The sequence below is a fragment of the Streptomyces sp. P9-A4 genome (assembly GCF_036634195.1).
Taxonomy (GTDB): domain Bacteria; phylum Actinomycetota; class Actinomycetes; order Streptomycetales; family Streptomycetaceae; genus Streptomyces.
On record NZ_JAZIFY010000001.1, the window covers coordinates 2095324 to 2121095 of the forward strand.

Annotated in this window: 26 protein-coding genes; 18 read left to right on the plus strand and 8 right to left on the minus strand. The window is 73.0% G+C overall.

Features of this window, described 5'->3' with window-relative positions; translation table 11 throughout:
• The first annotated feature begins 50 nt into the window (after positions 1-50).
• The 6 genes from V4Y03_RS09405 to V4Y03_RS09430 all read left to right on the plus strand — a co-directional run bounded on the left by V4Y03_RS09405 (position 51) and on the right by V4Y03_RS09430 (position 6533).
• Entirely contained in the window at positions 51-1301 is a 1251-nt protein-coding gene (locus V4Y03_RS09405) for a prenyltransferase/squalene oxidase repeat-containing protein (RefSeq protein WP_332434618.1), read from the plus strand.
• Entirely contained in the window at positions 1298-1981 is a 684-nt protein-coding gene (locus tag V4Y03_RS09410; RefSeq protein ID WP_332434619.1) for an SCO2322 family protein, read from the plus strand. The genes V4Y03_RS09405 and V4Y03_RS09410 overlap by 4 nt, the downstream gene beginning before the upstream one ends.
• Positions 1978-3129: an energy-coupling factor transporter transmembrane component T gene (locus V4Y03_RS09415; RefSeq protein WP_443079763.1), complete on the plus strand. Its 1152-nt coding sequence runs from the start codon at positions 1978-1980 to the stop codon at positions 3127-3129. Before V4Y03_RS09410 ends, V4Y03_RS09415 begins: the two co-directional genes overlap by 4 nt.
• The gene (locus V4Y03_RS09420) at positions 3126-4934 is read left to right on the plus strand and encodes an ABC transporter ATP-binding protein (protein WP_332434621.1); all 1809 of its coding nucleotides are present in this window, start codon (positions 3126-3128) and stop codon (positions 4932-4934) included. The genes V4Y03_RS09415 and V4Y03_RS09420 overlap by 4 nt, the downstream gene beginning before the upstream one ends.
• Entirely contained in the window at positions 4931-5845 is a 915-nt protein-coding gene (locus tag V4Y03_RS09425; RefSeq protein ID WP_332434622.1) for an ECF transporter S component, read from the plus strand. The genes V4Y03_RS09420 and V4Y03_RS09425 overlap by 4 nt, the downstream gene beginning before the upstream one ends.
• A 286-nt stretch (positions 5846-6131) precedes the next feature.
• Positions 6132-6533 carry a transglycosylase SLT domain-containing protein gene (locus V4Y03_RS09430; RefSeq protein WP_317878115.1) on the plus strand — a complete coding sequence of 134 codons (402 nt, stop codon included), beginning with the start codon at positions 6132-6134 and terminating at the stop codon, positions 6531-6533.
• Positions 6534-6660: 127 nt separating this feature from the next.
• Here the strand turns inward: V4Y03_RS09430 and V4Y03_RS09435 are convergent, their stop codons facing one another.
• Positions 6661-7830 (minus strand): steroid 3-ketoacyl-CoA thiolase, encoded by a 1170-nt coding sequence (locus V4Y03_RS09435; protein ID WP_317878116.1) that lies wholly within the window; start codon positions 7828-7830, stop codon positions 6661-6663.
• A gap of 228 nt (positions 7831-8058) precedes the next feature.
• Between V4Y03_RS09435 and V4Y03_RS09440 the strand changes: the two genes are divergently transcribed.
• The 3 genes from V4Y03_RS09440 to V4Y03_RS09450 all read left to right on the plus strand — a co-directional run bounded on the left by V4Y03_RS09440 (position 8059) and on the right by V4Y03_RS09450 (position 11230).
• Entirely contained in the window at positions 8059-9306 is a 1248-nt protein-coding gene (locus V4Y03_RS09440; RefSeq protein ID WP_317878117.1) for a cytochrome P450, read from the plus strand.
• A 92-nt stretch (positions 9307-9398) separates the two neighbouring features.
• Complete coding sequence (locus V4Y03_RS09445) at positions 9399-10553, plus strand: DUF2330 domain-containing protein (RefSeq protein WP_332437139.1); 1155 nt, start codon at positions 9399-9401, stop codon at positions 10551-10553.
• On the plus strand, positions 10550-11230 hold the full coding sequence (locus V4Y03_RS09450) for an O-methyltransferase (protein WP_332434623.1): 681 nt from the start codon (positions 10550-10552) through the stop codon (positions 11228-11230). Before V4Y03_RS09445 ends, V4Y03_RS09450 begins: the two co-directional genes overlap by 4 nt.
• A gap of 117 nt (positions 11231-11347) precedes the next feature.
• Here V4Y03_RS09450 and V4Y03_RS09455 read toward each other — a convergent pair whose 3' ends face one another.
• Complete coding sequence (locus tag V4Y03_RS09455) at positions 11348-12463, minus strand: serpin family protein (RefSeq protein ID WP_317878732.1); 1116 nt, start codon at positions 12461-12463, stop codon at positions 11348-11350.
• 198 nt (positions 12464-12661) lie between these two features.
• On the opposite strand from V4Y03_RS09455, the gene V4Y03_RS09460 reads away from it, so the two are divergent.
• Positions 12662-12991 carry an antibiotic biosynthesis monooxygenase family protein gene (locus V4Y03_RS09460; protein ID WP_332434624.1) on the plus strand — a complete coding sequence of 110 codons (330 nt, stop codon included), beginning with the start codon at positions 12662-12664 and terminating at the stop codon, positions 12989-12991.
• A 182-nt stretch (positions 12992-13173) separates the two neighbouring features.
• On the plus strand, positions 13174-13659 hold the full coding sequence (locus V4Y03_RS09465; RefSeq protein ID WP_442809865.1) for a GNAT family N-acetyltransferase: 486 nt from the start codon (positions 13174-13176) through the stop codon (positions 13657-13659).
• Positions 13660-13701: 42 nt separating this feature from the next.
• Here V4Y03_RS09465 and V4Y03_RS09470 read toward each other — a convergent pair whose 3' ends face one another.
• Complete coding sequence (locus V4Y03_RS09470) at positions 13702-15777, minus strand: MDR family MFS transporter (protein ID WP_317878723.1); 2076 nt, start codon at positions 15775-15777, stop codon at positions 13702-13704.
• A gap of 271 nt (positions 15778-16048) precedes the next feature.
• On the opposite strand from V4Y03_RS09470, the gene V4Y03_RS09475 reads away from it, so the two are divergent.
• On the plus strand, positions 16049-17125 hold the full coding sequence (locus V4Y03_RS09475) for a peptidoglycan-binding domain-containing protein (RefSeq protein WP_332434625.1): 1077 nt from the start codon (positions 16049-16051) through the stop codon (positions 17123-17125).
• Between the two features lie 200 nt (positions 17126-17325).
• Positions 17326-18000 carry an HAD-IA family hydrolase gene (locus V4Y03_RS09480; protein ID WP_317876524.1) on the plus strand — a complete coding sequence of 225 codons (675 nt, stop codon included), beginning with the start codon at positions 17326-17328 and terminating at the stop codon, positions 17998-18000.
• A gap of 18 nt (positions 18001-18018) precedes the next feature.
• Here V4Y03_RS09480 and V4Y03_RS09485 read toward each other — a convergent pair whose 3' ends face one another.
• Genes V4Y03_RS09485 through V4Y03_RS09495 form a run of 3 tightly spaced genes read right to left on the minus strand, consistent with a single transcriptional unit; the run spans position 18019 to position 20740 of the window.
• A complete protein-coding gene (locus V4Y03_RS09485; protein ID WP_332434626.1) occupies positions 18019-19221 on the minus strand; it encodes a sensor histidine kinase in 1203 nt (400 codons plus the stop codon).
• Positions 19214-19918 (minus strand): response regulator transcription factor, encoded by a 705-nt coding sequence (locus V4Y03_RS09490; RefSeq protein ID WP_332434627.1) that lies wholly within the window; start codon positions 19916-19918, stop codon positions 19214-19216. The genes V4Y03_RS09485 and V4Y03_RS09490 overlap by 8 nt, the downstream gene beginning before the upstream one ends.
• Positions 19919-19927: 9 nt before the next feature.
• Positions 19928-20740, minus strand: coding sequence for a VanZ family protein (locus tag V4Y03_RS09495; protein WP_332434628.1), 813 nt, complete (start codon positions 20738-20740; stop codon positions 19928-19930).
• A 378-nt stretch (positions 20741-21118) separates the two neighbouring features.
• On the opposite strand from V4Y03_RS09495, the gene V4Y03_RS09500 reads away from it, so the two are divergent.
• From V4Y03_RS09500 to V4Y03_RS09510, 3 genes are all read left to right on the plus strand, one after another.
• Entirely contained in the window at positions 21119-21769 is a 651-nt protein-coding gene (locus tag V4Y03_RS09500; protein WP_332434629.1) for an HNH endonuclease family protein, read from the plus strand.
• A 323-nt stretch (positions 21770-22092) separates the two neighbouring features.
• Positions 22093-22554, plus strand: coding sequence for a DoxX family protein (locus V4Y03_RS09505; protein WP_332437140.1), 462 nt, complete (start codon positions 22093-22095; stop codon positions 22552-22554).
• 289 nt (positions 22555-22843) lie between these two features.
• A complete protein-coding gene (locus V4Y03_RS09510; protein WP_443079764.1) occupies positions 22844-23473 on the plus strand; it encodes a DedA family protein in 630 nt (209 codons plus the stop codon).
• On the opposite strand, the gene V4Y03_RS09515 is transcribed toward V4Y03_RS09510, so the two are convergent.
• Together V4Y03_RS09515 and V4Y03_RS09520 are read right to left on the minus strand one after the other, a co-directional pair.
• Positions 23433-23693 (minus strand): DUF2277 domain-containing protein, encoded by a 261-nt coding sequence (locus V4Y03_RS09515; RefSeq protein ID WP_317876519.1) that lies wholly within the window; start codon positions 23691-23693, stop codon positions 23433-23435. The two genes, V4Y03_RS09510 and V4Y03_RS09515, sit on opposite strands and share 41 nt — an antisense overlap.
• A 215-nt stretch (positions 23694-23908) precedes the next feature.
• Positions 23909-24139, minus strand: coding sequence for a hypothetical protein (locus V4Y03_RS09520; protein WP_332434630.1), 231 nt, complete (start codon positions 24137-24139; stop codon positions 23909-23911).
• Positions 24140-24404: 265 nt separating this feature from the next.
• Here V4Y03_RS09520 and V4Y03_RS09525 point away from each other — a divergent pair, with 265 nt between their 5' ends.
• Entirely contained in the window at positions 24405-25166 is a 762-nt protein-coding gene (locus tag V4Y03_RS09525; protein WP_317876517.1) for a GntR family transcriptional regulator, read from the plus strand.
• A gap of 147 nt (positions 25167-25313) precedes the next feature.
• A complete protein-coding gene (locus V4Y03_RS09530; RefSeq protein ID WP_317876516.1) occupies positions 25314-25763 on the plus strand; it encodes a lamin tail domain-containing protein in 450 nt (149 codons plus the stop codon).
• Positions 25764-25772 lie beyond the last annotated feature (9 nt).

The window sequence follows — 25772 nt, forward strand, 5'->3', positions numbered from 1 at the left end:
AGCCTGGTGCCCCTGAGGCGTGCCGGTGCCCGGCCGCAGGAGAGGGCTCCATGAACACCGTCCGCCGAGGCGCCGCCGCGCTCGCAGCCGCCGCCGTCCTGCTCGGCACCGGAGCCGTCGGCGCGGCCTCCGCCGCGCCCTCCCCCACCCCCTCCGCGGGGACGCTCCCGCCCGGCCTGTACGGCACGAAGGACCCGACGTACGACGGTGTGTGGCGCCAGTCGCTCGCCTTCCTCGCCCAGCGCGCCACCGGCTACCAGCCCGCCGACCAGGCCGTGGACTGGCTGCTCGGCCAGCAGTGCGAGGACGGCTCGTTCGCCTCGTACCGCGCGGACGTCACCAAGCCCTGCGACCCGAAGACCATGCGGGACACCAACGCCACCGCCGCCGCCGTGCACGCGCTGGGCGCCGTCCGCCGCCAGGCCGCCGACCCGGAGAAGCTCGACGAGGCCGTCAAGGCGGGCGCCGGCTGGCTGCGCACCGTGCAGAACAAGGACGGCGGCTGGGGCTACACCTCCGGCAGCCCCAGCGACGCCAACTCCACCTCGCTCGTCATCGGCACGCTCGCCGCGATCAGCGTCAAGCCCGGCTCGTACACCTCCTCCGAGGGCCGTACGCCCTACGACGCGCTCCTCACCTTCGCCGTGCCCTGCTCGGACGAGGAGGGCGCCGGGGCGTTCGCCTACCAGCCCGACAAGAGCGGCAAGCTGCTCGCGAACGCCGACGCCACCGCCGCGGCCACCCTCGCCGGGCTCGGCAAGAGCATCGTCGCCACCAAGGCCTCCCCGCAGCAGCAGCCGACCTGTCAGGACCTCACGAAGCCGACCGTCGAGCGGGCCGCCCTCAACGGCGCCTCCTACCTGTCGAAGGCGCTCCTCAAGACCGCCCACCTGAACACCCCGCCGATGCCCGGCGCCACCGACACCAGCGAGCAGCCCGACTTCGGCAACACCGCCGACGCGGTCGTGGCGCTGGCCGGCGCCGGCGCCGCCCGGCAGGCCGAGCCCGCCCTCCAGTGGCTGGAGACGCACTCCGCCGCCTGGGCGAAGGAGAACGGCCCCGCCGCGTACGCGCAGCTGATCCTGGCCTCCCGCTCGATGGAGACCGACCCGCGCGAGTTCGGCACGGCGGACCTGGTCGGGCAGCTCAACGCGACCGGCCCCGCGCCCAAGACCCCGGACACCTCCGCGTCCTCGACCAGCGACGACGAGGGCTCCGGCTTCGACGTCTGGTGGATCATCGGCATCGGCATGGTCGTCGGCGTCGGCATCGGCTTCCTCGTGAGCGGCCGCAAGAAGTGACGGCGGCCCGCAGGACCGGCGCCCGGATCGCGGGCGCCGCGGCCGGCGCGCTGCTGACCCTCGCCGGGGTCGCGGCCACCCCGGCGCAGGCCGCCGGCTACCGCTACTGGTCGTTCTGGGAGAGCGACGGCGGCAAGCCCTGGGCGTACGCCACCCAGGGCCCGGCGACCGCCCGGCCCGCCGACGGCGATGTGATCGGCTTCCGCTTCGCGATCAGCAACGGCACGGACGACACCTCCCTGCCCTCCGTCGCCCCCGACTTCCCGGGGATCTGCGGCGGCACGGACGCGAAGGACGGCAGCAAGCGCGTCGCGGTCGTCGTCGACTTCGGCGGACCGCTGGACGCCCCGCCGGGCGAGACCCCGCCGGAGAAGCTGATCGAGGTCGGCTGTGCGCGGGTCCGCGAGGACGCGACGGGCGCGGAGGCGCTGGCCGAGGTGGCGAAGCCGCTGCGGTACGACAGCGCGGCCATGCTGTGCGGGATCGCGGGCTACCCCGTGCGGGGCTGCGGCGAGCAGGTCGCGGAGAAGGCGCCGGGTGCGTCGGCACCGGCCGAGGCCGCGCCGGCCGCCGCGGGGGACGCCGACGGCGGCGGCCCGTCCTTCGGCGTGCTCGCCGGCGGGGCGGCGGTCCTGGCCCTCGGCGGCGCGGCGATATGGAAGGCCCGCCGGCGCGGATGAGTACGGCCCGTCGCGTGTTCACGGCCCGGGGCGCTTTCACGGCCCGTGGCGTGTTCACGGCCCCCGAGGCGAGCCGGGCCAATGCCCTGCACGCCGGCGCCTGGTGGCTGTGGGCGCTCGGTCTGGCCGTCGCCGCCTCCCGGACCACCAACCCGCTGCTGCTCGGTCTGCTCGTCGGGGTCGCCGGCTATGTCGTCGCGGCCCGGCGTACGGACGCGCCGTGGGCCCGCTCGTACGGCGCGTTCGTGAAGCTCGGCCTGTTCGTCGTCGGCCTGCGGGTCGTCTTCTCGCTGCTCCTCGGCTCCCCCATCCCGGGGACGCACGTGCTGTTCACGCTGCCCGAGCTGCCGCTGCCCGACTGGGCGGAGGGCATCCGCATCGGGGGGCGGGTGACGGTCGAGCAGCTGGTGTTCGCGCTGTACGACGGCGCCAAACTGGCGACCCTGCTGATCTGCGTGGGCGCGGCGAACGCGCTCGCCAACCCGGCACGGCTGCTGAAGTCGCTGCCGGGCGCGCTGTACGAGGCCGGGGTCGCCGTCGTCGTCGCGATGACCTTCGCGCCGAACATGGTCGCGGACGTGGTCCGGCTCCGTACCGCCCGGCGCCTTCGCGGGCGCCCCACGGGCGGGGTGCGGGCGGTGCTCCAGATCGGCCTGCCGGTCCTGGAGGGCGCGCTCGAACGGTCGATCGCCGTCGCCGCCTCGATGGACGCGCGCGGGTACGGGCGGACGGCGCGGGTCCCGGCCTCCGTGCGGCGCACCACGAACGTGCTGACCCTGGGCGGTCTGCTCGGCGTCTGCGCCGGTTCGTACGGGCTGCTCGCCGCGGAGGGCGCCGGTTACGGGCTGCCGCTGCTCGCCGCCGGGCTGCTCGCGGCCATGGCCGGGCTGCGGCTCGGCGGGCGCCGGACGGTCCGCACCCGCTACCGGCCGGACCACTGGGGACTCCGGGCCTGGCTGGTCGCGGGCTCCGGGGCGGCGGTCGCGGTCCTGATGATCTGGGCGAACCAGTACGCGCCCGAGGCCCTGCACCCCGGGGTCGTCCCCCTGGAGGCGCCGGAGCTGCCGCTGTGGCCGGCGGTGTCGGTCCTGGTGGGCCTGGTGCCGGCGTTCGTGGCCCCCGTACCGCCCGGCAAGGAGAACGCGTGATCCGCTTCGAGAACGTCTCGGTGACCTACGACGAGGCCGCCGGGCCCACCCTGCGGGACGTCGACCTCACCGTCCCCGAAGGCGAACTGGTGCTGCTCGTCGGCCCCTCGGGCGTCGGCAAGTCGACCCTCCTCGGCACGGTCTCCGGGCTCGTCCCCCACTTCACGGGCGGCACCCTGACCGGCCGCGTCACGGTCGACGGCCGCGACACCCGCACGCATCCGCCGCGCGAGCTGGCGGACCTGGTCGGCACGGTCGGGCAGGACCCGTCCGCGCACTTCGTCACCGACACGGTCGAGGACGAGCTGGCGTACGGGATGGAGTCGCTGGGCCTGGCGCCCGGCGTCATGCGGCGCCGCGTCGAGGAGACCCTCGACCTCCTCGGCCTCGCCGAACTCCGCGACCGCCCGATCGCCACGCTCTCCGGCGGGCAGCGGCAGCGGGTCGCGATCGGCTCCGTCCTCACCCCGCACCCGAAGATCCTGGTCCTCGACGAGCCGACCTCCGCGCTGGACCCGTCGGCGGCGGAGGACGTCCTCGCGGTCCTCCAGCGCCTGGTCCACGACCTCGGCACGACGGTCCTCCTCGCGGAACACCGCCTGGAACGGGTGGTCCAGTACGCGGACCGGATCATCCTGCTGCCGGACGCGGTGATGGGCCCGCCGGCCGAGATCATGGCGGTCTCGCCGGTGCATCCGCCGGTGGTGGGTCTCGGCCGGGTGGCGGGCTGGGACCCGCTGCCGCTGACGGTGCGGGATGCGCGGCGGCGGGCGGGGGGTCTGAAGGAGCGGCTGGAGGGGTTGGGCCCCGGGGGGCTTGTTCCCCACCCCGGCCCTTCCCGTAATCAGGGGCTCCGCCCCCGGACCCCCGCGCCCCAAACGCCGGCGGGGCCGGAGTTTCCAGTCCGTCCGGCGTTCGAGGACCGGGGTCCGGGGCGGAGCCCCGGTCTCGGGAAGGGGCGGGGTGGGGGCTTCTCCCTGTTCCGGCGGCGCCGCACCCAGCCCACCCCCGTACCCCCCACCACCCCCCTCGTCCTCACCGACCGCCTCGCCGTCCGCCGCGCCCGCGTGGAAGCTCTCCGTCACATCGACCTCACCGTCGCCCCCGGCGAAACCCTCGCCCTCATGGGCCGTAACGGCGCCGGAAAGTCCACCCTCCTCTCCACCCTCGTCGGCATGATCGAACCGACGGCCGGCACCGTCCGCGTCGCCGGCCGCACCCCGCACACCACCGACCCGCGCGAGCTGATCCGCCAGGTCGGCCTGGTCCCGCAGGAGCCGCGCGACCTGCTGTACGCGGACACGGTCGCCGCCGAGTGCGCGGCGGCCGACACGGACGCGGGCGCGGCGCCCGGTACGTGCCGGGCGCTGGTGTCCGAGCTGCTGCCGGGCGTCGCGGACGACACCCACCCCCGGGACCTGTCCGAGGGACAGCGCCTCGCCCTGGCGCTGGCCGTGGTCCTGACGGGCCGCCCCCCGCTGCTGCTGCTCGACGAGCCGACCCGTGGCCTGGACTACGCGGCGAAGGCCCGTCTCGTCACCCTGCTCCGTACGCTCGCCGCCGAGGGCCACGCGATCGTGCTCGCGACGCACGACGTGGAGCTGGCGGCGGAGCTGGCGCACCGGGTGGTGATCATCGCGGACGGCGAGGTGGTGGCGGACGGGCCGACGGCGGAGGTGGTGGTGTCCTCGCCGGCGTTCTCGCCGCAGGTGGCGAAGATCCTCGCCCCGCAGCCGTGGCTCACGGTGGAACAGGTGGAGCGCGCACTGCGAAGGCCCACAGAGCAAGGGGAGAGCGCGCTGTGACCACCGGCCCCACGACCACCCGCCCCACCACCCGCCCCGTCCGCCTCGGCCCCCGCTCCGTGACCGCCCTGCTCCTGGTCTCCGTCGTCGGGCTCATCGCCATCTGCTGGCCCCTCTTCGCGGACGCCGGTTCCGCCGTGACCACGCACGCCGCCGACGCCCCCTGGCTCTTCGCCGTGCTGCTGCCGCTGCTGATCGCGGTCGTCGTCGCGACGATCGCGGACTGCGGGATGGACGCGAAGGCGGTGGCGATGCTGGGGGTGCTCGCCGCCGTCGGCGCGGCGCTGCGGCCACTGGGGGCGGGGACGGCCGGCCTGGAGCCGATGTTCTTCCTCATGGTGCTGAGCGGCCGGGTCCTGGGGCCGGGCTTCGGTTTCGTCCTGGGCTCGGTGACGATGTTCGCGTCCGCGCTGCTCACGGGCGGGGTGGGGCCGTGGATGCCGACGCAGATGCTGGCGATGGGCTGGTTCACGATGGGTGCCGGTCTGCTGCCGGGGCCGGACCGGTTCCGGGGCCGGGGCGAGCTGCTGATGCTGTCCGTGTACGGCTTCGTGGCGGCGTTCGCGTACGGCACGGTCACCAATCTGTACGGCTGGGTGACGATCGGCGGCGGGGAGGCGGCGGCGGCCGGGGGCGACGGTGGCGGAATCTTCTTCCTGCCGGGCGCTCCGGCCCACGAGAACCTGGCCCGTTTCCTCGCTTTCCTCGTCGCCACCTCCCTCGGCTGGGACCTCGGCCGTGCCGTGCTGACCGTGGTCCTGACCGTGACGGTCGGCGGGACGCTCCTGAAGGCGTTGCGGCGGGCGACGCGGCGGGCGAACTTCGAGGCCCAGGTCACATTCGAGGCCCCCGAGAAGGCCCCCGCGAGTGAGGCGGCCCATAGGACCTACGTCACGTACGACGTGGAATAGTAGTCGGGAGGTACCCGCCCAAATCGCCCACAACGGGTGATGACCTGCGGAAACACCTGAACCGCACCCGGGGTGTCCCACCCCCCGGGTCCGAACCTTCCTCGTACAGGGGGTCGTTGCGTCGGCGTTCCCGCCCTGCTTGTCTGGTGGACGTCGCCAGGCAGCCGGTGCTCACCGCAGCACCACGGACGGCCGGTTCCCTCCAGTTCCCGGGTCTCCCGGGCTCTGGTTCCGGCTTGCCGAAATCGCCTGGCGCACCCTTTGCCCCCGAAGTTAGGTAGAAACCTTGATCCGCTCGATCACCACTCGTGTCGCTGCCCGCAAGAAGTCCATCGCCGCCTCCGCAGCCGTGCTGCTGGGCGCGTCGGGTGCGGTGCTCGGCACGACGGGCGCGGCCTCGGCCGCCAGCCCGCAGGACATCGCCCGGCAGATCGTTCCCGCTTCGCAGTACCAGTCCTTCAGCAAGATCGTGTCCCACGAGTCCGGCTGGAACCACCACGCCACCAACTCCTCCAGCGGCGCCTACGGCCTCGTCCAGGCCCTTCCGGCCTCGAAGATGTCCTCGGCCGGTTCCGACTGGAAGACGAACCCCGCCACCCAGATCAAGTGGGGTCTCAACTACATGAACGAGCGCTACGGCTCCCCGAACGCCGCCTGGGCGTTCTGGCAGGCCAACGGCTGGTACTAAGAGTCACCCGCCGCTCCGCGCACCCGCAAGGCCCCGCCTCCCGTCAGGGAGGGCGGGGCCTGCGGCGTTTTCCGCCCGGGGTCCGCGAGCCGGCGGGACCGCCGCAGGACCACAACCGCTGCAACCGCTACAACCGCTGGATGATCGTCCCCGTGGCCACCGCCCCGCCCGCGCACATCGTGATCAGCGCGAACTCCTTGTCCGTCCGTTCCAGCTCGTGCAGAGCCGTGGTGATCAGCCGCGCACCGGTCGCCCCGACGGGGTGCCCGAGGGCGATGGCGCCGCCGTTGACGTTCACCTTCTCCAGGTCCTGGTCGAAGACCTGCGCCCAGCTGAGCACCACCGAGGCGAAGGCCTCGTTGATCTCGACGAGGTCGATGTCCCGGAGCGACATCCCGGCCTTGCCGAGGACCGCGCGCGTCGCGTCGATCGGCCCGTCGAGGTGGTAGTGCGGGTCCGCGCCGACCAGGGCCTGAGCGACGATCCGGGCGCGCGGGCGGAGCTTGAGGGCGCGGGCCATGCGCTTGGAGGCCCACATGATCGCGGAGGCGCCGTCGGAGATCTGCGAGGAGTTCCCGGCGGTGTGGACGGCGGTCGGCATGACGGGCTTGAGGCGGCCGAGGCCCTCCATGGTGGTGTCGCGCAGACCCTCGTCGCGGTCGACGAGCCGCCACATGCCGTGGCCCGCCGCCTGCTCGTCCTCGGTGGTGGGGACCTGCACGGCGAAGGTCTCGCGCTTGAAGCGTTCCTCGGCCCAGGCGTTCGCGGCCCGTTCCTGGGAGAGCAGTCCGAGGGAGTCGACGCGTTCGCGGGTGAGGCCCCTGTTGCGGGCGATGCGTTCGGCGGCCTCGAACTGGTTGGGGAGGTCGACGTTCCACTCGTCGGGGAAGGGCTTGCCGGGTCCGTGCTTGGAGCCGGACCCGAGCGGTACGCGCGACATGGCCTCGACGCCGCAGCTGATCCCGATGTCGATGACGCCGGCCGCGACCATGTTGGCGACCATGTGGCTGGCCTGCTGCGAGGAGCCGCACTGGCAGTCGACGGTGGTGGCGGCCGTCTCGTAGGGGAGGCCCATGGTGAGCCAGGCGGTGCGCGCCGGGTTCATGGACTGTTCTCCGGCGTGGGTGACCGTACCGCCGACGATCTGTTCGACGCAGTCGGCGTGGATGCCGGTGCGTCCGAGGAGTTCGCGGTAGGTCTCGCCCAGGAGGTAGGCGGGGTGGAGGTTGGCGAGCGCGCCTCCGCGCTTGCCGATGGGGGTGCGTACGGCTTCGACGATGACGGGTTCCGCGGCCATGAGCTCGTCCTCTCCTCGACCGGACGGGGCGTCCCGGCAGCCCGTCGGTCGGCGTCACGGGGGAACTAGTACGCGTTCTAGTTCTGAGTGCAGTCTTATGACTGCTACCGCGGGTACGCAAGGGTCCGGGAGGCAACAGTTCCCGTTCGGCCCCTTGCTACTTGTAGAACTCGTTACTAACTTTCACGACAACTCCTGACGACCCATCAGATGTGGAGTGTGTTGCCGATGCCCTGCCCTCATCTCCCCGAAGGGTTCGACGCCACCGATCCCGATCTGCTCCGCGACCGCATCCCCTTCCCGGAGTTCGCCGAGCTGCGGCAGACGGCGCCCGTGTGGTGGTGCCCGCAGCAGGCCGGCATCACGGGCTTCGAGGACGAGGGGTACTGGGCCGTCACGCGCCACGCGGACGTCAAGTACGTGTCCACGCACCCCGAGCTGTTCTCGTCGAACCTCAACACCGCCGTGATCCGCTTCAACGAGAACATCCAGCGGGATCAGATCGACGTCCAGAAGATGATCATGCTCAACATGGACCCGCCCGAGCACACCCGGGTCCGCCAGATCGTCCAGCGCGGCTTCACCCCCCGGGCGATCCGCAGCCTGGAGACGGCGCTCGGCGACCGTGCCCGCGCCATCGCCGAGGAGGCCCGGCTGAGCGCCGACTCCGACGGCACCTTCGACTTCGTCACCCGGGTCGCCGTCGAGCTCCCCCTCCAGGCGATCGCCGAACTCATCGGCGTCCCCCAGGAGGACCGCTCCCGGATCTTCGACTGGTCGAACAAGATGATCGCGTACGACGACCCCGAGTACGCCATCACCGAGGAGATCGGCGCCGAGGCCGCCATGGAACTCATCGGCTACGCGATGAACATGGCCGCCGACCGCAAGGCCTGCCCCGCCGCCGACATCGTCAGCCAGCTCGTCGCGGCCGAGGGGCAGGGGAACCTCTCCTCCGACGAGTTCGGGTTCTTCGTCCTGCTGCTCGCCGTCGCGGGCAACGAGACCACCCGCAACGCCATCAGCCACGGCATGCACGCCTTCCTCACCCACCCCGACCAGTGGGAACTCTTCAAGCGGGAACGCCCCGCGACCACCGCCGAGGAGATCGTGCGCTGGGCGACCCCCGTGGTCTCCTTCCAGCGCACCGCGACCCAGGACACCGAACTCGGCGGCCGGCAGATCCGCAAGGGCGACCGCGTCGGCCTGTTCTACTCCTCCGCCAACAACGACCCCGAGGTCTTCACCGACCCCGAACGCTTCGACATCACCCGGGACCCCAACCCCCACCTCGGCTTCGGCGGCGGCGGACCCCACTTCTGCCTGGGCAAGTCCCTCGCGATCAAGGAGATCGACCTGATCTTCAACGCCCTCGCGGACGCCCTGCCCGACCTCACCCTGGCGGGCGAACCCCGCCGGCTGCGGGCGGCCTGGCTCAACGGCGTCAAGGAACTCCGGGTCCGCGCCTCGGCGTGAGCGGGGCGGACCGGGCGGCCGGGTGACCGGACCGCACGGAGCGCCACCGGGTGGGACGGAACCGGATCATCACCGGGTACGTCCCACCCCTCATGCGGGGGACACACCGAACCACACGAACACCAGGGGCACGGACGCACCGCGTCCTCGCCGTCGTCGTCGCGCTGCTCGCGCTCCAGCTCGGCTCGCTCGTCGCACCGGCGTACGCCTGCGGCTGCGGCGCCATGATCCCGTCGAGGGACCAGCGCATCGGCGTCGACCGGGAGGAGTCCGCCGTCCGCTGGGACGGGCGCACCGAGACGGTCGTCATGCGCTTCAACGTGCATGGCAACGCCGAACACGCCGCCTGGATCATGCCCGTACCGAGCCGCGCCGGCGTCACCCTCGGCGACCCCGCGCTCTTCGACGCGCTCGACCGGCTCACCGAGCCCGAGCAGCGCGACCGTTTCCACTTCTGGCCGCGCGAGGGCGAGTGGCCGTTCACCGAGGACCACGGGGACGGGGTGGGGGCCCCGGCGCCCGGCGCGGCCCCCGGCGTCGGTGTCGTCGGCCGCGAGCGGCTCGGCCCCTTCGACGTGGCCCGGCTGACCGCCACCGACCCCGGAGCGCTCGGCGGCTGGCTGCGCGCCAACGGCTTCGAGCTGCCCGAACGGCTGACCGGCGCGCTCCAGCCGTACGTGGACCGGAAGTGGGAGTACGTCGCGGTGCGGCTCGCGCCCCAGGAGGAGGGTGCCGTCCTGTACGGCGAACTCACCCCGCTCCGGATCACCTTCGCCTCCCCCGAACTCGTCTACCCCATGCGGCTCTCCCGGCTCGCCGGCACTCCGCAGACCCTCGGCCTCTACGTCCTGGCCGAGCACCGGATGGAGCCCCGCTCCCCCATCGGCGGCGACCGCCCCGAGGTCACCTTCGCCGGGCGGATCGAGCGCCCCGAGGGCGCCGTCGCCGCGCTCGCCGGGGCGGGACCGGTCCGACTGACCGTCCTGGAGCAGGAGTTCCCGCACCCGGAGCGGATCGACGACGACCACCATCTGCGGACCGTCGCGGACACCCCGTACCGCCGGGTCGAGTACACCGACCGTCTGCTGACGGTGGCCGGAGGCATCCCTGTCTGGCTGCTCACGGTCGGCGGCGGGGTGCTGCTCGCGGCGGTGACGGCGCTCCTCGCGGTACGGGTGGTCCGGGCGGGGCGGCGACGCGCGGGGAGCCCGGCGGGTCCCGACGCCGGTGTACGTTCGGCCTCATGACGAACTCTCAGCCTGATCCCCGATGGACCGAGGTCGACGACTACTTCACCGAGACGATCGCCCCCGGCGACGAGGTGCTCACCGCCGCGCTCGCCGACTCGGCGGCGGCGGGCCTGCCCGAGATCGCCGTCGCGCCCAACCAGGGCAAGCTGCTCCACCTGCTCGCGCTGACGCAGGGCGCCGGGAACATCCTGGAGATCGGCACCCTCGGCGGCTACAGCACGATCTGGCTGGCCCGCGCGCTGCCCGCCGACGGCCGGCTGATCACCCTCGAATACGACCCGGCGCACGCGGCCGTCGCCCGCGCCAACATCGCGCGCGCCGGCCTGGACAAGCTCGTCGAGGTCCGCACGGGCGCGGCCCTCGACAGCCTGCCGGAGCTGGACGCGGAGGGCGCGGGCCCCTTCGACCTGGTCTTCATCGACGCCGACAAGGTCAACAACCCGCGCTATGTGGAGTGGGCGCTGAAACTGTCCCGCCCCGGCACGGTGATCGTCGTCGACAACGTCGTACGCGGGGGAAGGATCACCACCCCGCACCCGGAGGACCCGGCGATCACCGGCACCCGCGAACTCTTCGACCTCGTGGCCCGCGAACCCCGGCTGGAGGCGACGGCCGTCCAGACGGTCGGCACGAAGGGCTACGACGGACTGCTGCTGGCCCGCGTGACGAGCTGACGCGGGTCGGCACCGGCCGCCGCCGACGCCGACCGCACGGCTGACGCCGACTCCGCCGAGCCCGCCGCACGACCACCGCCGACGACCGTCGCCGTCGCCGACGCCGGACGATCGGCCTCAGCGGTGGTCGTCGGGGCGGCCCCGGACGGCCTTCCCCGCGACCGGTGCGCTCCGCTGCCACCCGGTGAAGAGCGGCAGCTCTCCAGTGGCGTCGAGGACGACGACGCCGAAGGGGCGGTCGAAGGCGATCCGTTCCACCACGGGCCGCGGGGGCCGGGCCGCGCTGCGGGTCATCGTGACCTGGGTGACGGCGGCGGCCTCCACCCCCTCCTCCGCGACCTCGATCATGACCTCCTGCACCACCTCGGAGACGAACAGCTCGGCATCGGACAGCGCCGGGAACTCGGCGCCGGGGCGCAGCGCCCGGGTGACGCCGAGCGCCTTCAGATGCGCGTCCGCCCCGGTCCGCGTACGCGACTCGAAGCGCGGCAGCGCCAGATCAACCGAGTCGGCGGCGAGCCGCTCCCGCGCCGACGCCCAGGCGGCGGGCAGCACCTCGGCCGGCCCGGCGCCCTCGGGCCCGAGCACGAACCGCACCAGGGCCCCCGCCTCCCCGGCGCAGGGCAGCTCGACGACCGTGACCCCGTCCACGTACCAGACCTGGGCGGCCGGAATCCGCTGCCGCATGGTCGGTACGGGCCGGGTGGTGCCGTCTCCGTCGGTGAAGGGCTCGTCGCGGGTGAGGTCCGCGCGGAACGCGGTACGCCACGAGGCCTTGAGCGCGAGGGCGTTGAGCAGGACCAGGTCCTCGGATCCGTCGAGCCGGAGTGGCAGCCCGTCGATCCGGCCGCCGGTGGACTCCCTTACCCACGCGTCGAGTTCCGCCTGCCCGTCCCCGGGCAGCACCCCGAAACCCACCCCGGGCAGCCCCCGCCGGAACCCTTCGAGCACCGGCACCCTGCTCCACACCCCGGTCGCCATCACGACCCCGCCGGCAGCCGCGATCCGTCGCCCGACGGCGGTCACGGCCTCGCCGGCCGCCTCCCCCTCGACCCCGAGCAGCGCGCCCAGCTCCTCGCCGGTCCGCCCCCGCGCCCCGGAGGCGACGGCCCCGAGCGCCAGCCACAGCCCGGCGGGCGAGACGACGAAGTCCCCGTCCCCGAGACAGGGCAGCCAGCGCGCGGCCAGGGCACGTATCGCGTCCGCCCGAAGAACAGCGGGGTTGTGGTTCATGTCCTGCCCTTCATGAGCCCGCGAGGGCGTCCTAACCGGGGACGCCCAGCATAGGAGCCGCCTCCGACACCCGGTCCGCGCCGCCTTCTCGCCGCCCTGTCTTCACGCTGTCCCGACGGGGCGGTGTAGGAGACTGCGGGTACGTACGTGATCAAGGCCGGGCACAGCGCCCGGCCCGTGCTTGTGACGAGGTGTCCTGTGCCCAGTGTCGTGAAGATCAACGTCCTGACCGTGCCGGCCGAGCAGCGTGAGGTGCTGGAGCAGCGCTTCGCCGCCCGGGCCGGGTCCGTGGAGGGCTCCGACGGATTCGAGTGGTTCGAGCTGCTGCGGCCCCTGGAGGGCACCGACCAGTACCTGGTCTACACCCGCTGGCGCAGCGAGGAGGACTTCCAGAACTGGATGAACGGCTCCATGAAGGCCGCCCACCAGGGCGGCGGCGAGGGCGGCGGCGAGCGGCCGAAGCCCGCCGCGACCGGCTCCACGCTGTGGTCCTTCGAGGTCGTCCAGACGACGTCCCCTAAGAACTGAGCCACGAGGGGCGGGACGGGTCGGGGCCCGGTCGCGGGCCGGCGGTCGGGGCGGGCTCGGTCGCGGGTCGGGGGCCGGGTCGGGGCCCGGTCGCGGGCCGGAGGTCGGGGCCGGCGGTCGGGGCCGAGGCCGGGGCGGCCGGGGCGAAACCCGGCTGCGCGCCGGGGCGTGCGCGCCGCAGAATGGCGCGCATGACCTGGATCCTCTCCCCCGAGCACGTCGACACCCCGGACGCCGCCGCCCTGCGCCGCGACTACTACGACGACGTCGCCAGCCGCTACTGGAAGCGGCCCGCGACCGAGGCCGAGATCGACGAGGGGCTCACCGGCGACGGGGTCGAGCTGCTGACCCCGCCGACCGGTCGGTTCCTGGTCGCCCGGTACGGCGGCAAGGCGGCCGGCTGCGGCGGGGTCCTGATGCTCGACGACGAGCGCGCCGAGCTGACCCGGGTGTTCCTGCGCCACGCCTTCCGGGGCCTGGGCGGGGCGGGCACGCTGCTCGCCGCCCTGGAGGACGAGGCCCGCGCGCTCGGCGCCCGCCGGATGGTCCTCAACACGCGCCTGGACCTGGTCGAGGCCCGCGCCCTGTACACACGGCACGGATACGCGGAGATCCCGGCGTACTGCACGGGCCCGTACATGGACATCTGGTACGGCAAGGACCTCTGACGCACCGCCCCGGGTGGCGGGCGGCGGCGTGCCGGGGGGTGCTCAGGCCTGGTGGTCGCGGGGCGGCTCCGGGCTGTGGGGGCGTTCCGCGTCCGAGCCGCTCATCTCGGCGGTCAGCAGCTCCACCAGCCGCACCAGGTCGGTCGGCCGGTCCGGCCCCCACCAGTCGCCGAGCAGCTCGGCGAGCGACTCCTCACGGGCCGCCGCGAGACGGACCGCCACCCCGACGCCCTCCTCGGTAAGGACCAGCTGGAGCCCTTCCCGGGTGACCAGGCGCCGTTCCTCCACCTGCCGGGAGGCCTCCGTGATGGCCCGCAGCGGTACGGGCACGGTCTCGGCGAGCCGGTCGGGTTCGACGGTGCCGTGGCGGCGGATGCGGAGCAGCAGCCAGCTCGCGGCGGGCAGCAGGTCGAGCCCGGCGCGGGCGGTGATCGTCTCGTAGACCGCCTTGCGTCCCTCGCGGGAGCCGAGGACGGACAGGGCGCGGGCGCATTCGTCGTACGAGGAGCGCTCGACCGGGTTCGAGGCGAGGGTCTCGCTGGTGTCGGGCGCGGTGACGGACGCGCGCAGCTTGTCCTCCTTGAGGAACCAGGCGATGACGAAGGCGACGAGCACGACGGGTGCCGCGTACAGGAAGACGTCCGTGATGGACGTGGCGTACGCGTGCAGGACGGAGGGGCGCAGCTCGGCCGGGAGGGAAGCGATGGCGCGCGGGTCGGCGGCGACCTGCTCGGCGCCGACGCCGGGCGGGAGGGTCTGACCTGCGGCGGCGGCGTCGGCGAAGACGTCGTCGAGCTTGCCGGTGAGCCGGCTGGTGAAGACCGTACCGAAGACGGCGACGCCGAAGGACGCCCCGATGGAGCGGAAGAAGGTGGCGCCCGAGGTGGCGACGCCGAGGTCCTCGTAGGAGACGGCGTTCTGCACGACCAGGACGAGGACCTGCATGACGAGGCCGAGTCCGGCGCCGAAGACGAAGAAGCAGACGCTCATCGACCAGGTCGAGCTGGTCTCCGTGAGCTTGTGGAGGAGCAGCAGTCCGAGGGCGGTGAGGGCGGTGCCGGCGATCGGGAAGACCTTCCAGCGGCCGGTGCGGGAGACGATCTGGCCGGAGGCGGTCGAGGTGATCAGCATGCCGGCGACCATCGGCAGCATATGGACGCCGGACATGGTCGGGGTGACACCCTGGACGACCTGGAGGAAGGTCGGCAGATAGGTCATGGCGCCGAACATCGCGAAGCCGACGACGAAGCTGATGACGGAGACCAGGCTGAAGGTCCGGATCCTGAACAGCTTGAGCGGCAGGACGGGTTCGGCGGCCCGCCGCTCCACGTACACGAACCAGACGAGGAGTACGGCTCCGAGGACGGCGAGGCCGATGATCTGCGCCGACCCCCACGCCCAGGTGCTGCCGCCGAGGGAGGCGACGAGGACCAGGCAGGTGGCGACCGAGGCGATGAGGAAGGTGCCGAGGTAGTCGATGGTGTGCCGGGTGGAACGCACCGGGATGTGCAGCACGGCGGCGATCACGAAGAGGGCGACGACGCCGATCGGCAGGTTGATGTAGAAGACCCAGCGCCAGGACAGGTGCTGGGTGAAGAGGCCGCCGAGCAGCGGGCCGAGGACGCTGGTGGCGCCGAACACGGCGCCGAAGAGCCCCTGGTACTTGCCGCGTTCGCGGGGTGACACGAGGTCGCCGACGATCGCCATCGACAGGACCATCAGACCGCCGCCGCCGAGGCCCTGGACGGCGCGGAAGGCGATGAGCTGCGGCATGTTCTGGGCGATGCCGCAGAGGGCGGAGCCGATGAGGAAGAGGACGATCGCCGCCTGGAAGAGCTTCTTGCGGCCGTACTGGTCGCCGAGCTTGCCCCAGAGGGGGGTGGCGGCCGTGGACGCCAGCATGTAGGCGGTGACCACCCAGGACAGGTGCTCCATGCCGCCGAGTTCGCTCACGATGGTCGGCAGGGCGGTGGACACGATCGTCTGGTCGAGGGCGGCGAGCAGCATGCCGAGCAGCAGCGCGCCGATGGCGACGAGGACCGTGCGGTGGCTCTGCCCCTCGCCCGGCACGGGCGCGCCGCCGCTGTCGGGCGGGGACGGGCGTACTTCCTGGGCCATGGGCGTCTCCTCCGGCGTCTCCTCGGACCGACCTCGTACGAGCCCCTTCATCCTGGTCCGAATGTCCGGTTACGGCCTGCGGAAGGGCACGGCTGTTCGCCCACCCGAAAGGGGCGGGCTGCATAATCGCTCGCAGTGGTATCGGGGAGGGGAACCCATCATGACCGGACACGTCTGTCCTGAATGCGGTGTACACAGATCTGGCTGCGCCTGCGCCCAGGCGGAGATAGCGGCGGCCGAGGACTTCGACCCGCTCAGAATCAGGCCGTACGTGACGCTGGACTCGCCGGAGGAGGCCCCGTACGGGGCGGGGGGCGCGAACCCGTACGGGAGTGAGTACGGCGGGGAGTCCGGCGGCGCGTCCGGCGGCGCGTCCGGCGGCGCGTCCGGCGGCGCGTCCGGCAGCGCGTACGGGAACGGCTCCGGAGGTGCCTCCGGAGGCGTCTCCACGGGTGAGGACCCGCCGACGGCCCAGCTGGCGGCGATCCGGCCGTATCCGGGTGAGGCGGCGGCGGAGACGTATCGGATGGAGGCGGCCCCGGGCGGCTTGCACCCGAGCGGCGCGGCCGACCCGAGCAGCATGGGCGGCGCGGGCGGCATGGGCGGCGCGGGCGGCGCGGGCGGCCCGAGTGGCGTGGGCGGGCCGTCCGAGACCATGCCGCTTCTGCTGCGCGGCGTCGGTGACGTACCGCCGGGCCCGGCCGTGGAGCGGCGGGGGCGCAAGCGGGGCGTGCTCGTCGCGGCGGTGGCCGCCGTCGCCGTGGCGGGCACCGCCGCCCTCGCGGCGGCCGTGCTCGGCGGCGGCGAGGAGACCGACGACCGGGCGGCCGTGCCCGAGGTGACCACGAGCGCGTCCCTGAACCTCGCCGTCTCGGAGGCCCCGTCCGCCACCTCGGAGACCCCGGAGCCGACCTCGTCCTCCCCCACGCCGCACCCGACCACCGAGTCCCCCTCGCCCACCCCCTCCGCGACCCGCACCACCGCATCGCCGAGCCCCTCGCCGACCACGACCGGCGCGGGGGCGCCCCCGGCGTCCACCCCGCCGGAGACACCGGTCGCGCCGCCGACGACGACACCGGCGACGACGCCGTCCCCCACGGCGACGAAGGGGGAGCCCGAGGAGGTCCTGACGCTGAGCATCGGCTCGTCGGGGCCGGAGGTACGGGACCTCCAGCGGCGGCTGACCGACGTCGGGGTGTACGGCGGCCACACCGACGGCAAGTACGACAGGGACGTACGGGACGCGGTGTGGCTCTACCAGTCGTACATGTACATCCAGGGCGACCCGAGCGGCGTGTACGGCCCGAACACGCGCGAGGTCCTGGAGCGGTACACGCCCCACATCTGAGGACCGGCGGGCGGGGCCGGCGTACGGACCGGCAGGCGGGGACCGGCGTACGGACCGGCAGGCGGGGACCGGCATGCGGACCGGTTGGCCAAGACCGTCCCCGGTTTTGTATCGTGAAAGAACAAAGTGGCCCCGCCCGCGAAACCCTGACCGGTGGGCGGGACCGCTTCGTTCTCCGCGCGACCCTCTCTGGAGACCTGATGCCCGCCACCACCCCGGCAACGCTCACCGCCCGCGCCCTCCTCCTCGACATGGACGGCACCCTCGTCAACTCGGACGCCGTCGTCGAACGCTGCTGGCGCCGCTGGGCGGACCGGCAGGGCCTCGACGGGGACGCCGTGCTCAAGGTGGTCCACGGCCGCCAGGGGTACGCCACGATGGCCGTCCTCCTCCCGGACCGCCCGATGGCCGAGAACCACGCCGACAACCGGGTGATGCTCGCCGAGGAGACCGCCGACCTCGACGGGGTCGTACCGGTTCCCGGCGCCCCCGCCTTCATGGCCGCGCTCGCGGAGCTGCCGCACGCCCTGGTGACCTCGGCGGACGAGGCCCTCGCGCAGGCCCGGATGGGCGCGGCGGCGCTGCCGATGCCCGAGACCCGTGTCACCGCCGAGCGCGTCGGCGCGAGCAAGCCGGACCCGGAGGGCTTCCTCAAGGGCGCGGCCGAAGTGGGCTTCGACCCGGCGGACTGCATCGTCTTCGAGGACTCCGAGGCCGGCATCGAGGCGGGCCGGGCGGCCGGCATGCGGGTCGTGGGCGTGGGCCCGCGCGCGGCGGCCTTCGCACCGGACGTGCACATCGACGACCTCACCCGGCTGCGGGTGGAGCGGACGGCCGACGGTTCGATCGCGCTGACCGTCCTGCCGGCGCCGTAGGAACGACCTGGCTCCGGTCTAGTGGGCCCCGCCCGGGTCCGGTGGACCGGCTCCGGCCCGGTCGGTCCCGCCCTCGGACGATGCCCGTGATGGCGTACCGGGAAGCCGGACCGTGACGAGGAGTCCTCCGCCGGGGCGGGGGACGAGGTCGAGGGTCCCGTCGTGGGCGCGGACGATGCTCCGCACGATGGCCAGACCGAGACCGACACCGGCGTGCTCGTCGGTGCGTATGCGTTCCGTTCCGCGCCGGAAGGGTTCGGTGAGGGTCGGCACCAGCTCCGGCGGCACCGGCCGGCCCGTGTTCTCGACCCACAGCACGCCCGTGTCGCCACGCGTCTCGGTGTGGACCGTCACGGTGGCGCCGCCGGGTTCGGCGGGTCCGGTGCCTCCGGCGGGTCCGGCGGGTACGGCGGGTCCGGCGGGGATGTTGTGGACGACGGCGTTCTGGACGAGGTTGGTGACCATCCGCAGCAGGAGCTGCGCGGAGCCGCTCGTCCGGGTCGCTCCGCCGGTGACGGCGAGCGTGATCCCGCGCTGTTCGGCGAGCGGGAGCAGGGTTTCGGCGGCCTCCTCGGCGACGAGGGACAGGTCGACGCTCTCCCGGGTGACATTTCCCCGGTCGCTGCGGCTGAGCAGCAGAAGGGACTCGGTGAGGTCGATCGCGCGGGTGTTGACGACCTGTAGGCGTTCCAGGAGTTCGGCCCGGTCCCGCGTGGGGTCCCGGCGGGCGACGTCGAGCAGCGCCTGCGAGATGGCCAGTGGGGTGCGCAGCTCGTGGGAGGCGTTGGCGGCGAACCGCTGCTGCTCGCCGACGTGGGACTCGAGTTGTTCGAGCATGGCGTCGAACGCGTCGGCCAGCTCGCGGAATTCGTCCCGGCGGCCTTCCATGGCGACCCGGTGGGACAGCGATCCGCCCTCCGTCGACCGTACGGCGGCCGTGATCCGGGTGAGCGGTGCGAGCATCCGTCCGGCGAGGATCCATCCCCCGACGAGACCGAACACGAGCAGGAAGGCCAGCGCGACGGCAGCGGCGGGGGCGAAGGTCCGCACGAGGAGGTAGCGGTTGGGCGAGATCCCGAGCAGGCCCTGTGAGCTGTCGGGGACGTAGCGCAGCAGGAACCCCCACACGACGGCGAGCAGGAGACCACCGGCGACGGCGAGGAACCCGGCATAGCTGAGGGTGAGCTTGAGGCGGACGCTGAGCCCGCGACGCCTAGGCATGCGGGGGGTTGGGGGTCGGATCGGGGGTGGTGTCCGGACGGTTGTCGATGCGGTAGCCGACCCCCGGCACCGTGGCGATGATCCATGGTTCGCCGAGCCGTTTGCGGAGCGCGGAGACGGTGATGCGGACGGCGTTGGTGAGCGGGTCGGCGTTCTCGTCCCAGGCGCGCTCCAGCAGCTCTTCGCTGCTGACGACCCCGCCCTCGGCGGCGACGAGCACTTCGAGCACGGCGAACTGTTTGCGGGTGAGCGCCACATAGCGTCCGTCGCGGAAGACCTCTCGGCGGAAGGGGTCGACCCGCAGGCCCGCGATCTCGCGGACCGGAGGCCGGGCGTACGCGCGTCTGCGGTCGAGCGCCCTCAGCCGCATGACCAGCTCCCGCAGCTCGAACGGTTTGGTGAGGTAGTCGTCGGCACCGAGTTCGAACCCGGACGCCTTGTCGTCGATCCGGTCGGCGGCGGTGAGCATGAGGATCGGGATGCCGCTGCCGGAGGCGACGATGCGCCGGGCCACGTCGTCGCCGGAGGGGCCGGGGATGTCGCGGTCGAGGACGGCGAGGTCGTAGGAGTTGACGCCGAGCAGTTCCAGGGCGGTGTCGCCGTCCCCGGCGATGTCGGCGGCGATCGCCTCCAGCCGGAGACCGTCACGGACGGCCTCGGCGAGATAGGGCTCGTCCTCCACGATCAGTACGCGCATGTCTGAACCCTAAGCACCTCGGGTCACCGCCGTGGAGTGTGTGCCGGCACCCTCCGCCGGGCCGCGAGTGATGTCGTAGGGCGCCGATGCCGATGCCGGCCCCGGAGCGTTCCGAGGGTCTGGGCGGCCGTCCCGAAGCGGTGCGGCGGCGTCGGCCTCCGCCGTCGTGCGCCACCAGCGCCGTGACGCCAGCGCCGCCAGTACGCAGCCGGCCGTGTTGACCAGGATGTCGTCCACGGAGGACACCCGGTCGAGGCGCAGGACGTACTGCGCCGTCTCGACCAGGGCCGAACAGCCCGCCCCGAGCGCCAGGACGCGCGGTATGGACGCCAGTGCGGCGAAGCGCATCGGGGCGAAGAACCCCAGGGAGGCGAAGACCAGAAGGTTGCCGACGATCCCGAGCGGCCCCATCGTGACCAGGTCCCTCAGCGGCACCAGACTGAACCGGCCGGGTACGACGCCGGCCCCGGCGCCCGGCATCATCGTCAGCCACAGGAACGGCACCGTCCCGTGGACCATGCCCACCTCGGCCAGCGACAGCCGCCACGCCGCCGCGACTCCCCTCGCCTGCCGGCGGCGCGCAAGAACCCACGCCACCAGCACGGCCAACGGCACGGTGACCAGGGTCATGAGCACCACACCGTTGAACGTGTCGAAGCAGCCGTGCCACCGCCCGGCCATGCACCGCGGGGCGGACATCATGAGCATCCTGCGCATGGGGAACAAGGCGCCTCCCAGGCCGAGGACGGCGAGACCGACGAGCACGATCCCGCGCGCACGGCGGGGCGACGGTGATGCCGACACGGATGCGTTGTGGTTCATGCCTCCATCAAAGACGGGGGACCGTTGCGACGGCGTATGCGATTTTCGATACGCCCGCGATACGCGCCTCCCGGCGGGGGCGGGTCCGCAGCTCCCGACGGGCGCCGACTCGCACGTCCCGGCGGGACCAACCCGCACCTCCCGGCGATGACCGGCCCACGCCTCCCGGCAGGCGCCCGCCCACTCCCGTGACACCGGGCGGAATCTGGCGCTCCGTCAAGGCACGTCACACCCCTTGATGTGACGTGTCCATGTCGCCACTCTGTTACCTGGCGCACCCCCACGGAAACCTGGCGCCGCCACGATGACCGGGCCGTCGCCCGGCACCCCACGCGGGGACGGCATCCGCCAAAGTCCCCCCACCTCAAGGGAGTTCACATGCCCGTCGGCATGATCTACGCGCGTCGACTCGCCGTCCTCGCCGCCTCCGTCGCCCTCCCCCTCACCGGCGCCCTCGCCGCCGCCCCGACCGCCCAGGCCGCCATGCCCACCCCGGTGAGCGCCGCGACGGCCCGCACCTACCTGGCCGCCCTCACCGTGAAGGCGGAAGGTTCCACCTCGGGTTACAGCAGGGACCTCTTCCCCCACTGGATCACCCAGTCCGGCACCTGCAACACGCGCGAGACCGTCCTCAAGCGCGACGGCGTGAACGTCGTCACGGACTCCAGCTGCGCCTCCGTCAGCGGAAGCTGGTACTCGGAGTACGACGGGGCCACCTGGACCGCCGCGTCCGACCTCGACATCGACCACATGGTCCCGCTCGCCGAGGCCTGGCGCTCGGGCGCCTCCTCGTGGACCACCGCACAGCGCCAGTCGTTCGCGAACGACCTGACGCGACCGCAGCTCATCGCCGTCACGGACAACGTCAACCAGGCGAAGGGAGACCTCGACCCGGCGAAGTGGCTGCCCTCGCGGACCGCCTACCGCTGCACGTACGTCCGCGCATGGGTGCAGGTGAAGTACCACTGGAACCTCAGCGTCGACTCCGCCGAGAAGAGCGCCCTGCAGTCGGTCCTCAACGGCTGCTGACCACCCCGCCCCTGACAGCTCGTCGGCATCGGCCGTCGGAAAGTGAACGTCACCACACACTTCCCGACGGCTGAATGTTGAACTTGCAAGTACTACTGAGGGGTGCCTAACCTTGCGGCCTCATCGGTTTCCGTCCCCACCCCCCGTCCACCCCACGGACGGGGTCAGGCCGAAGGAGTCCCCCCATGAACAACCAGAACAACCAGAACGACCCGAACAACGCGAACGGCCGGAGCAGCCGGAAGGATCCGAGCGCCCCGGTCACTCCGGTCGCCCCGGTCACCCCGGTCACCCCGGTCACCCCGAGCGGTCTCGCGGGCCGTCTGGACCGGGTCCAGCCGTACGCGCTCGGTCTCTTCCGCATAGTCGTCGGCCTGCTCTTCGCGTGCCACGGCGCCGCCTCCCTCTTCGGGATCCTCGGCGGCTCGGCGGGCAGCGGCGGCACGGTCCCGGCCGGCACCTGGCCGGGCTGGTACGCGGCCGTGATCCAGCTCGCCGCCGGTGGTCTGGTCCTGGCCGGACTCGGCACCCGGAGCGCCGCGTTCCTCGCCTCGGGCTCGATGGCGTACGCGTACTTCGACGTCCACCAGCCGGCCGCCCTCTTCCCGCTGCAGAACGGCGGCGAGACCGCGGCCCTGTTCTCCTGGTCCTTCCTCCTCCTGGTGTTCACCGGCCCCGGCGCGCTGGCCCTGGACCGGCTCTTCGGTACCCGGGTCGGCTCGGCGGCGACGGCGGGCGGGACACAAGGGGAACGCGAAGAGCGGGGCACGCCGGTCGCGGCCTAGGCGGCTCTACAGGAAGGGGCCGGAATCCGCAGCACGTCTTCCGGCCCTTTCCGGTCCGCCCGTCACCCGGAACCGGCGCCTGACGCTGGACGCTTTCCCGCAAGGTCACACAACTTCGCGCGACCACGGACACCGGCGCCTCGGCGCGACACCCCGAGGCACCGACGCCCGACGCCCGACGCCCCGACCACCGGCCATCGACCACCGAGCGCCGAGCGCCGACACCCGCCTCCCGCCTCCCGCACCCACCCGGCGGGCGTTCCCGCGCCCCCGCGTAGGCTCTGGCCCTGTGAATCTGCTCGACAGCCTGGGCTCGCTGCGGTCGCTCACCACCGGTCCGTGGATCTACCCGGTGGTGGCGGCGTCGATCCTGCTCGATGTCTTCCTGCCCGTGCTGCCGAGCGGCTTCCTGGTCATCACCGCCGCCACGGCAGCGGCAACGGCCACGGCGGCCACCCCCGACGTGCCCTCGATCCTCCCCCTGCTGCTCTGCGCGGCCTCCGCGTCGGTGCTGGGCGACTTCCTGGCGTACCGGCTGGCCCTCAGGGGCGGCGCCAGGATCGACCGGGCGATCGCCCGCTCCAGGCGCCTGTCCGTGGCGCAGGAACGTCTCGGCACCGCGCTGGCGCGGGGCGGCGGACTGCTGGTCGTCCTCGCGCGCTTCGCCCCGGCGGGCCGCTCCGTGGTGTCCCTGGGCGCGGGCGCGGCGAAGCGCCGGGTCGAGGAGTTCCTGCCGTGGTCGGCCCTCGCGGGCGTGACCTGGGCCTCGTACAGCGTGGGGCTCGGCTGGCTGGGCGGGCAGTGGCTGGGCGCGACCTGGTTCAGCGCGGGGGTGTCGACCCTCGCGCTCTTCCTCGCGGGCGGGCTCGCCGCCTATCTCATACGGCGTCCGGCTGCGGCTCCCGCGACGGCGTCCTGACGGCGGGGTGCGCCCCGCGCACCTCCAGGCCGTCGAGGAGTCTCGCGGTGGCCTCCGCGATCTCGTCCACGGCCCGCTCGAAGACCTCGCGGTTGTGGGCGGCGGGGGCGCGGAAGCCGGAGACCTTGCGGACGTACTGCAGGGCGGCGGCGCGGATGTCGTCCTCGGTCGCCTCCTCGGGCAGCGCGGGCGGTCGGAGCGTCTTGATGCTGCGGCACATGCCTCCAGTGTCGCGCGCACCACTGACAACGGCCCGGAACACCCACGGTCGCGCCAGGTGGACCCATGCCCACGCCGACCACCCCGGCCCCGCCACCCCGATCCGGCACCCATGACCGACCCGCGCCAACCGGCCCGGCCCCAGTCTCAGCCGACGGCCGGCTCCGGCCTCACCCGAGGGCCGGCTCAGACCTCACCCGACGACCGGCTCAGGCCTCACCCCAGCCCCCCGAGCCCCCGTCTACTACGCGCGTTGATCTCGGCGGCGCGGGCGCGCAGCTCGCGCAGGGGTGTGGCGGGCTGTACGTCGGCGGGCTCGGCCGCCCACGCGGCGCCGCCGTGGACGGCGCGGATCAGCACACGCCCGGAGACGCTCCCCACATAGAAACCGACCCGCCCGGTGGCGGTGTCGCGGACGAGGTCACCGACCTCGGGCAGTGGCTGCACGCATCCCTCCGTCCCGATCTCCTGACGTTCTCCCGAAGCACTCCCCCGCGCACTCCGGACGCACTCCGGACACGCTCGCGAGGCGCTCCGGACGCGCTCCCGAGGTACGGGGACACCTAGAGAAGCCGTACGACACCCCGCTGTCAACGTATCTCTAGAGATGTCCCCCGATGGATGGATCGACGGGCGGGACGGCACAGGCGTGTGCGCCTCGCCTTAGGGGCGCGCCGTAGGGTGTCACGGAGACGAAGGGAGTGGTCCACCCGTGACTGACCAGGACAGCGCTCGTCGGCCCAAGTACCAGCGCATCGCAGATGAGTTGAGAACCGCGATCCGGTCGGGCGCCTTCGCGCCGGGCGCCCGGCTGCCCGGTGAGAACGACCTCATGGCGACGTACGAAGTGGCGCGGATGACGGCCCGTCAGGCGCTCTCGGTGCTGCGCAACGAGGGTCTCGCGGACGCCCGCAAAGGGGCCGGTGTCTTCGTCCGCGCGTTCCGCCCGCTGCGCCGCCGAGGCATCCCGCGCCTGTCCGGGGACCGCTGGGGCAACGGACGTTCGGTCTGGTCGGCGGACGTGCAGGACGACCGGGACCTGGTCGTGGACCGGATCGAGGTGGGCGAGACGCGGGCCGGGGAGCGGATCGCGGAGGCGCTGAACCTGGCGCCGGGCGCGCCCGTGTGCGTCCGGCGCCGCCGGTTCGTGCTGGACGCCAAGCCGGTGCTGCTCTCGGTCTCGTACCTCTCGGCGGAGCTGGTGCGCGGGACGCCGATCGCCGAGCCGGACACGGGGCCGGGAGGCACGTACGCGCGGCTGACGGAGCTGGGGCACCGGCCGGTGAGGTTCCGGGAGGAGATCCGCTGCCGGATGCCGACGGCGGAGGAGATGGACGGGCTGGCGCTGGAGGCCGGGACACCGGTGGTGCTCATCGGGCGAACGGCGTTCACGAGGCCGGGGGTGGCGGTGGAGCTGAACGAGATGACGCTGGACTCGTCGGCGTACGTACTTGAGTACGACTTCGACGCGTAAAGCGCACCTACCAGCCCTTCCCTCCTCGCGCCCACCGCAACCCCCATCCCCTCTCCCCGAATTCGTGTGGGCGAGGTGAAGGACGTGCGTATTCTGTGGGCTCGCCGGCCCCATCGGCGGGCGTCCGGCAGAAACTGAGGGACATTCATGCTTCGCGCACGCACGTTCGCGGCCGTGACCGCGGCCGCCGCTTCCGGCATCCTGCTGCTGCCCACGCAGGCACAGGCCGCCGGCTCGGTCCACCTGTACAAGATCTACTACGACAGCCCGGGCACGGACAGCCGCTCGAACACCAGCCTCAACGCCGAGTACGTGCAGATACGGAACACGACGGGCGCGGCGGTCAACCTCCGGGGCTGGACGGTCACGGACGCGGCGAACCACAAGTACACGTTCGGCAGCTACGTGCTCGGCAAGGGCAAGATCGTGACGGTCCGCACGGGCCGCGGTACGAACACGGCCGCGAACGTCTACCAGAACCGTGCCGCGTACGTCTGGAACAACGACCGCGACACGGCGACGCTGCGCAAGTCGAACGGCACGCGGGTGGACGTCTGCTCGTACAACTCGACGCGGGTGGACTACAAGTGGTGCTGACCGGGCGCC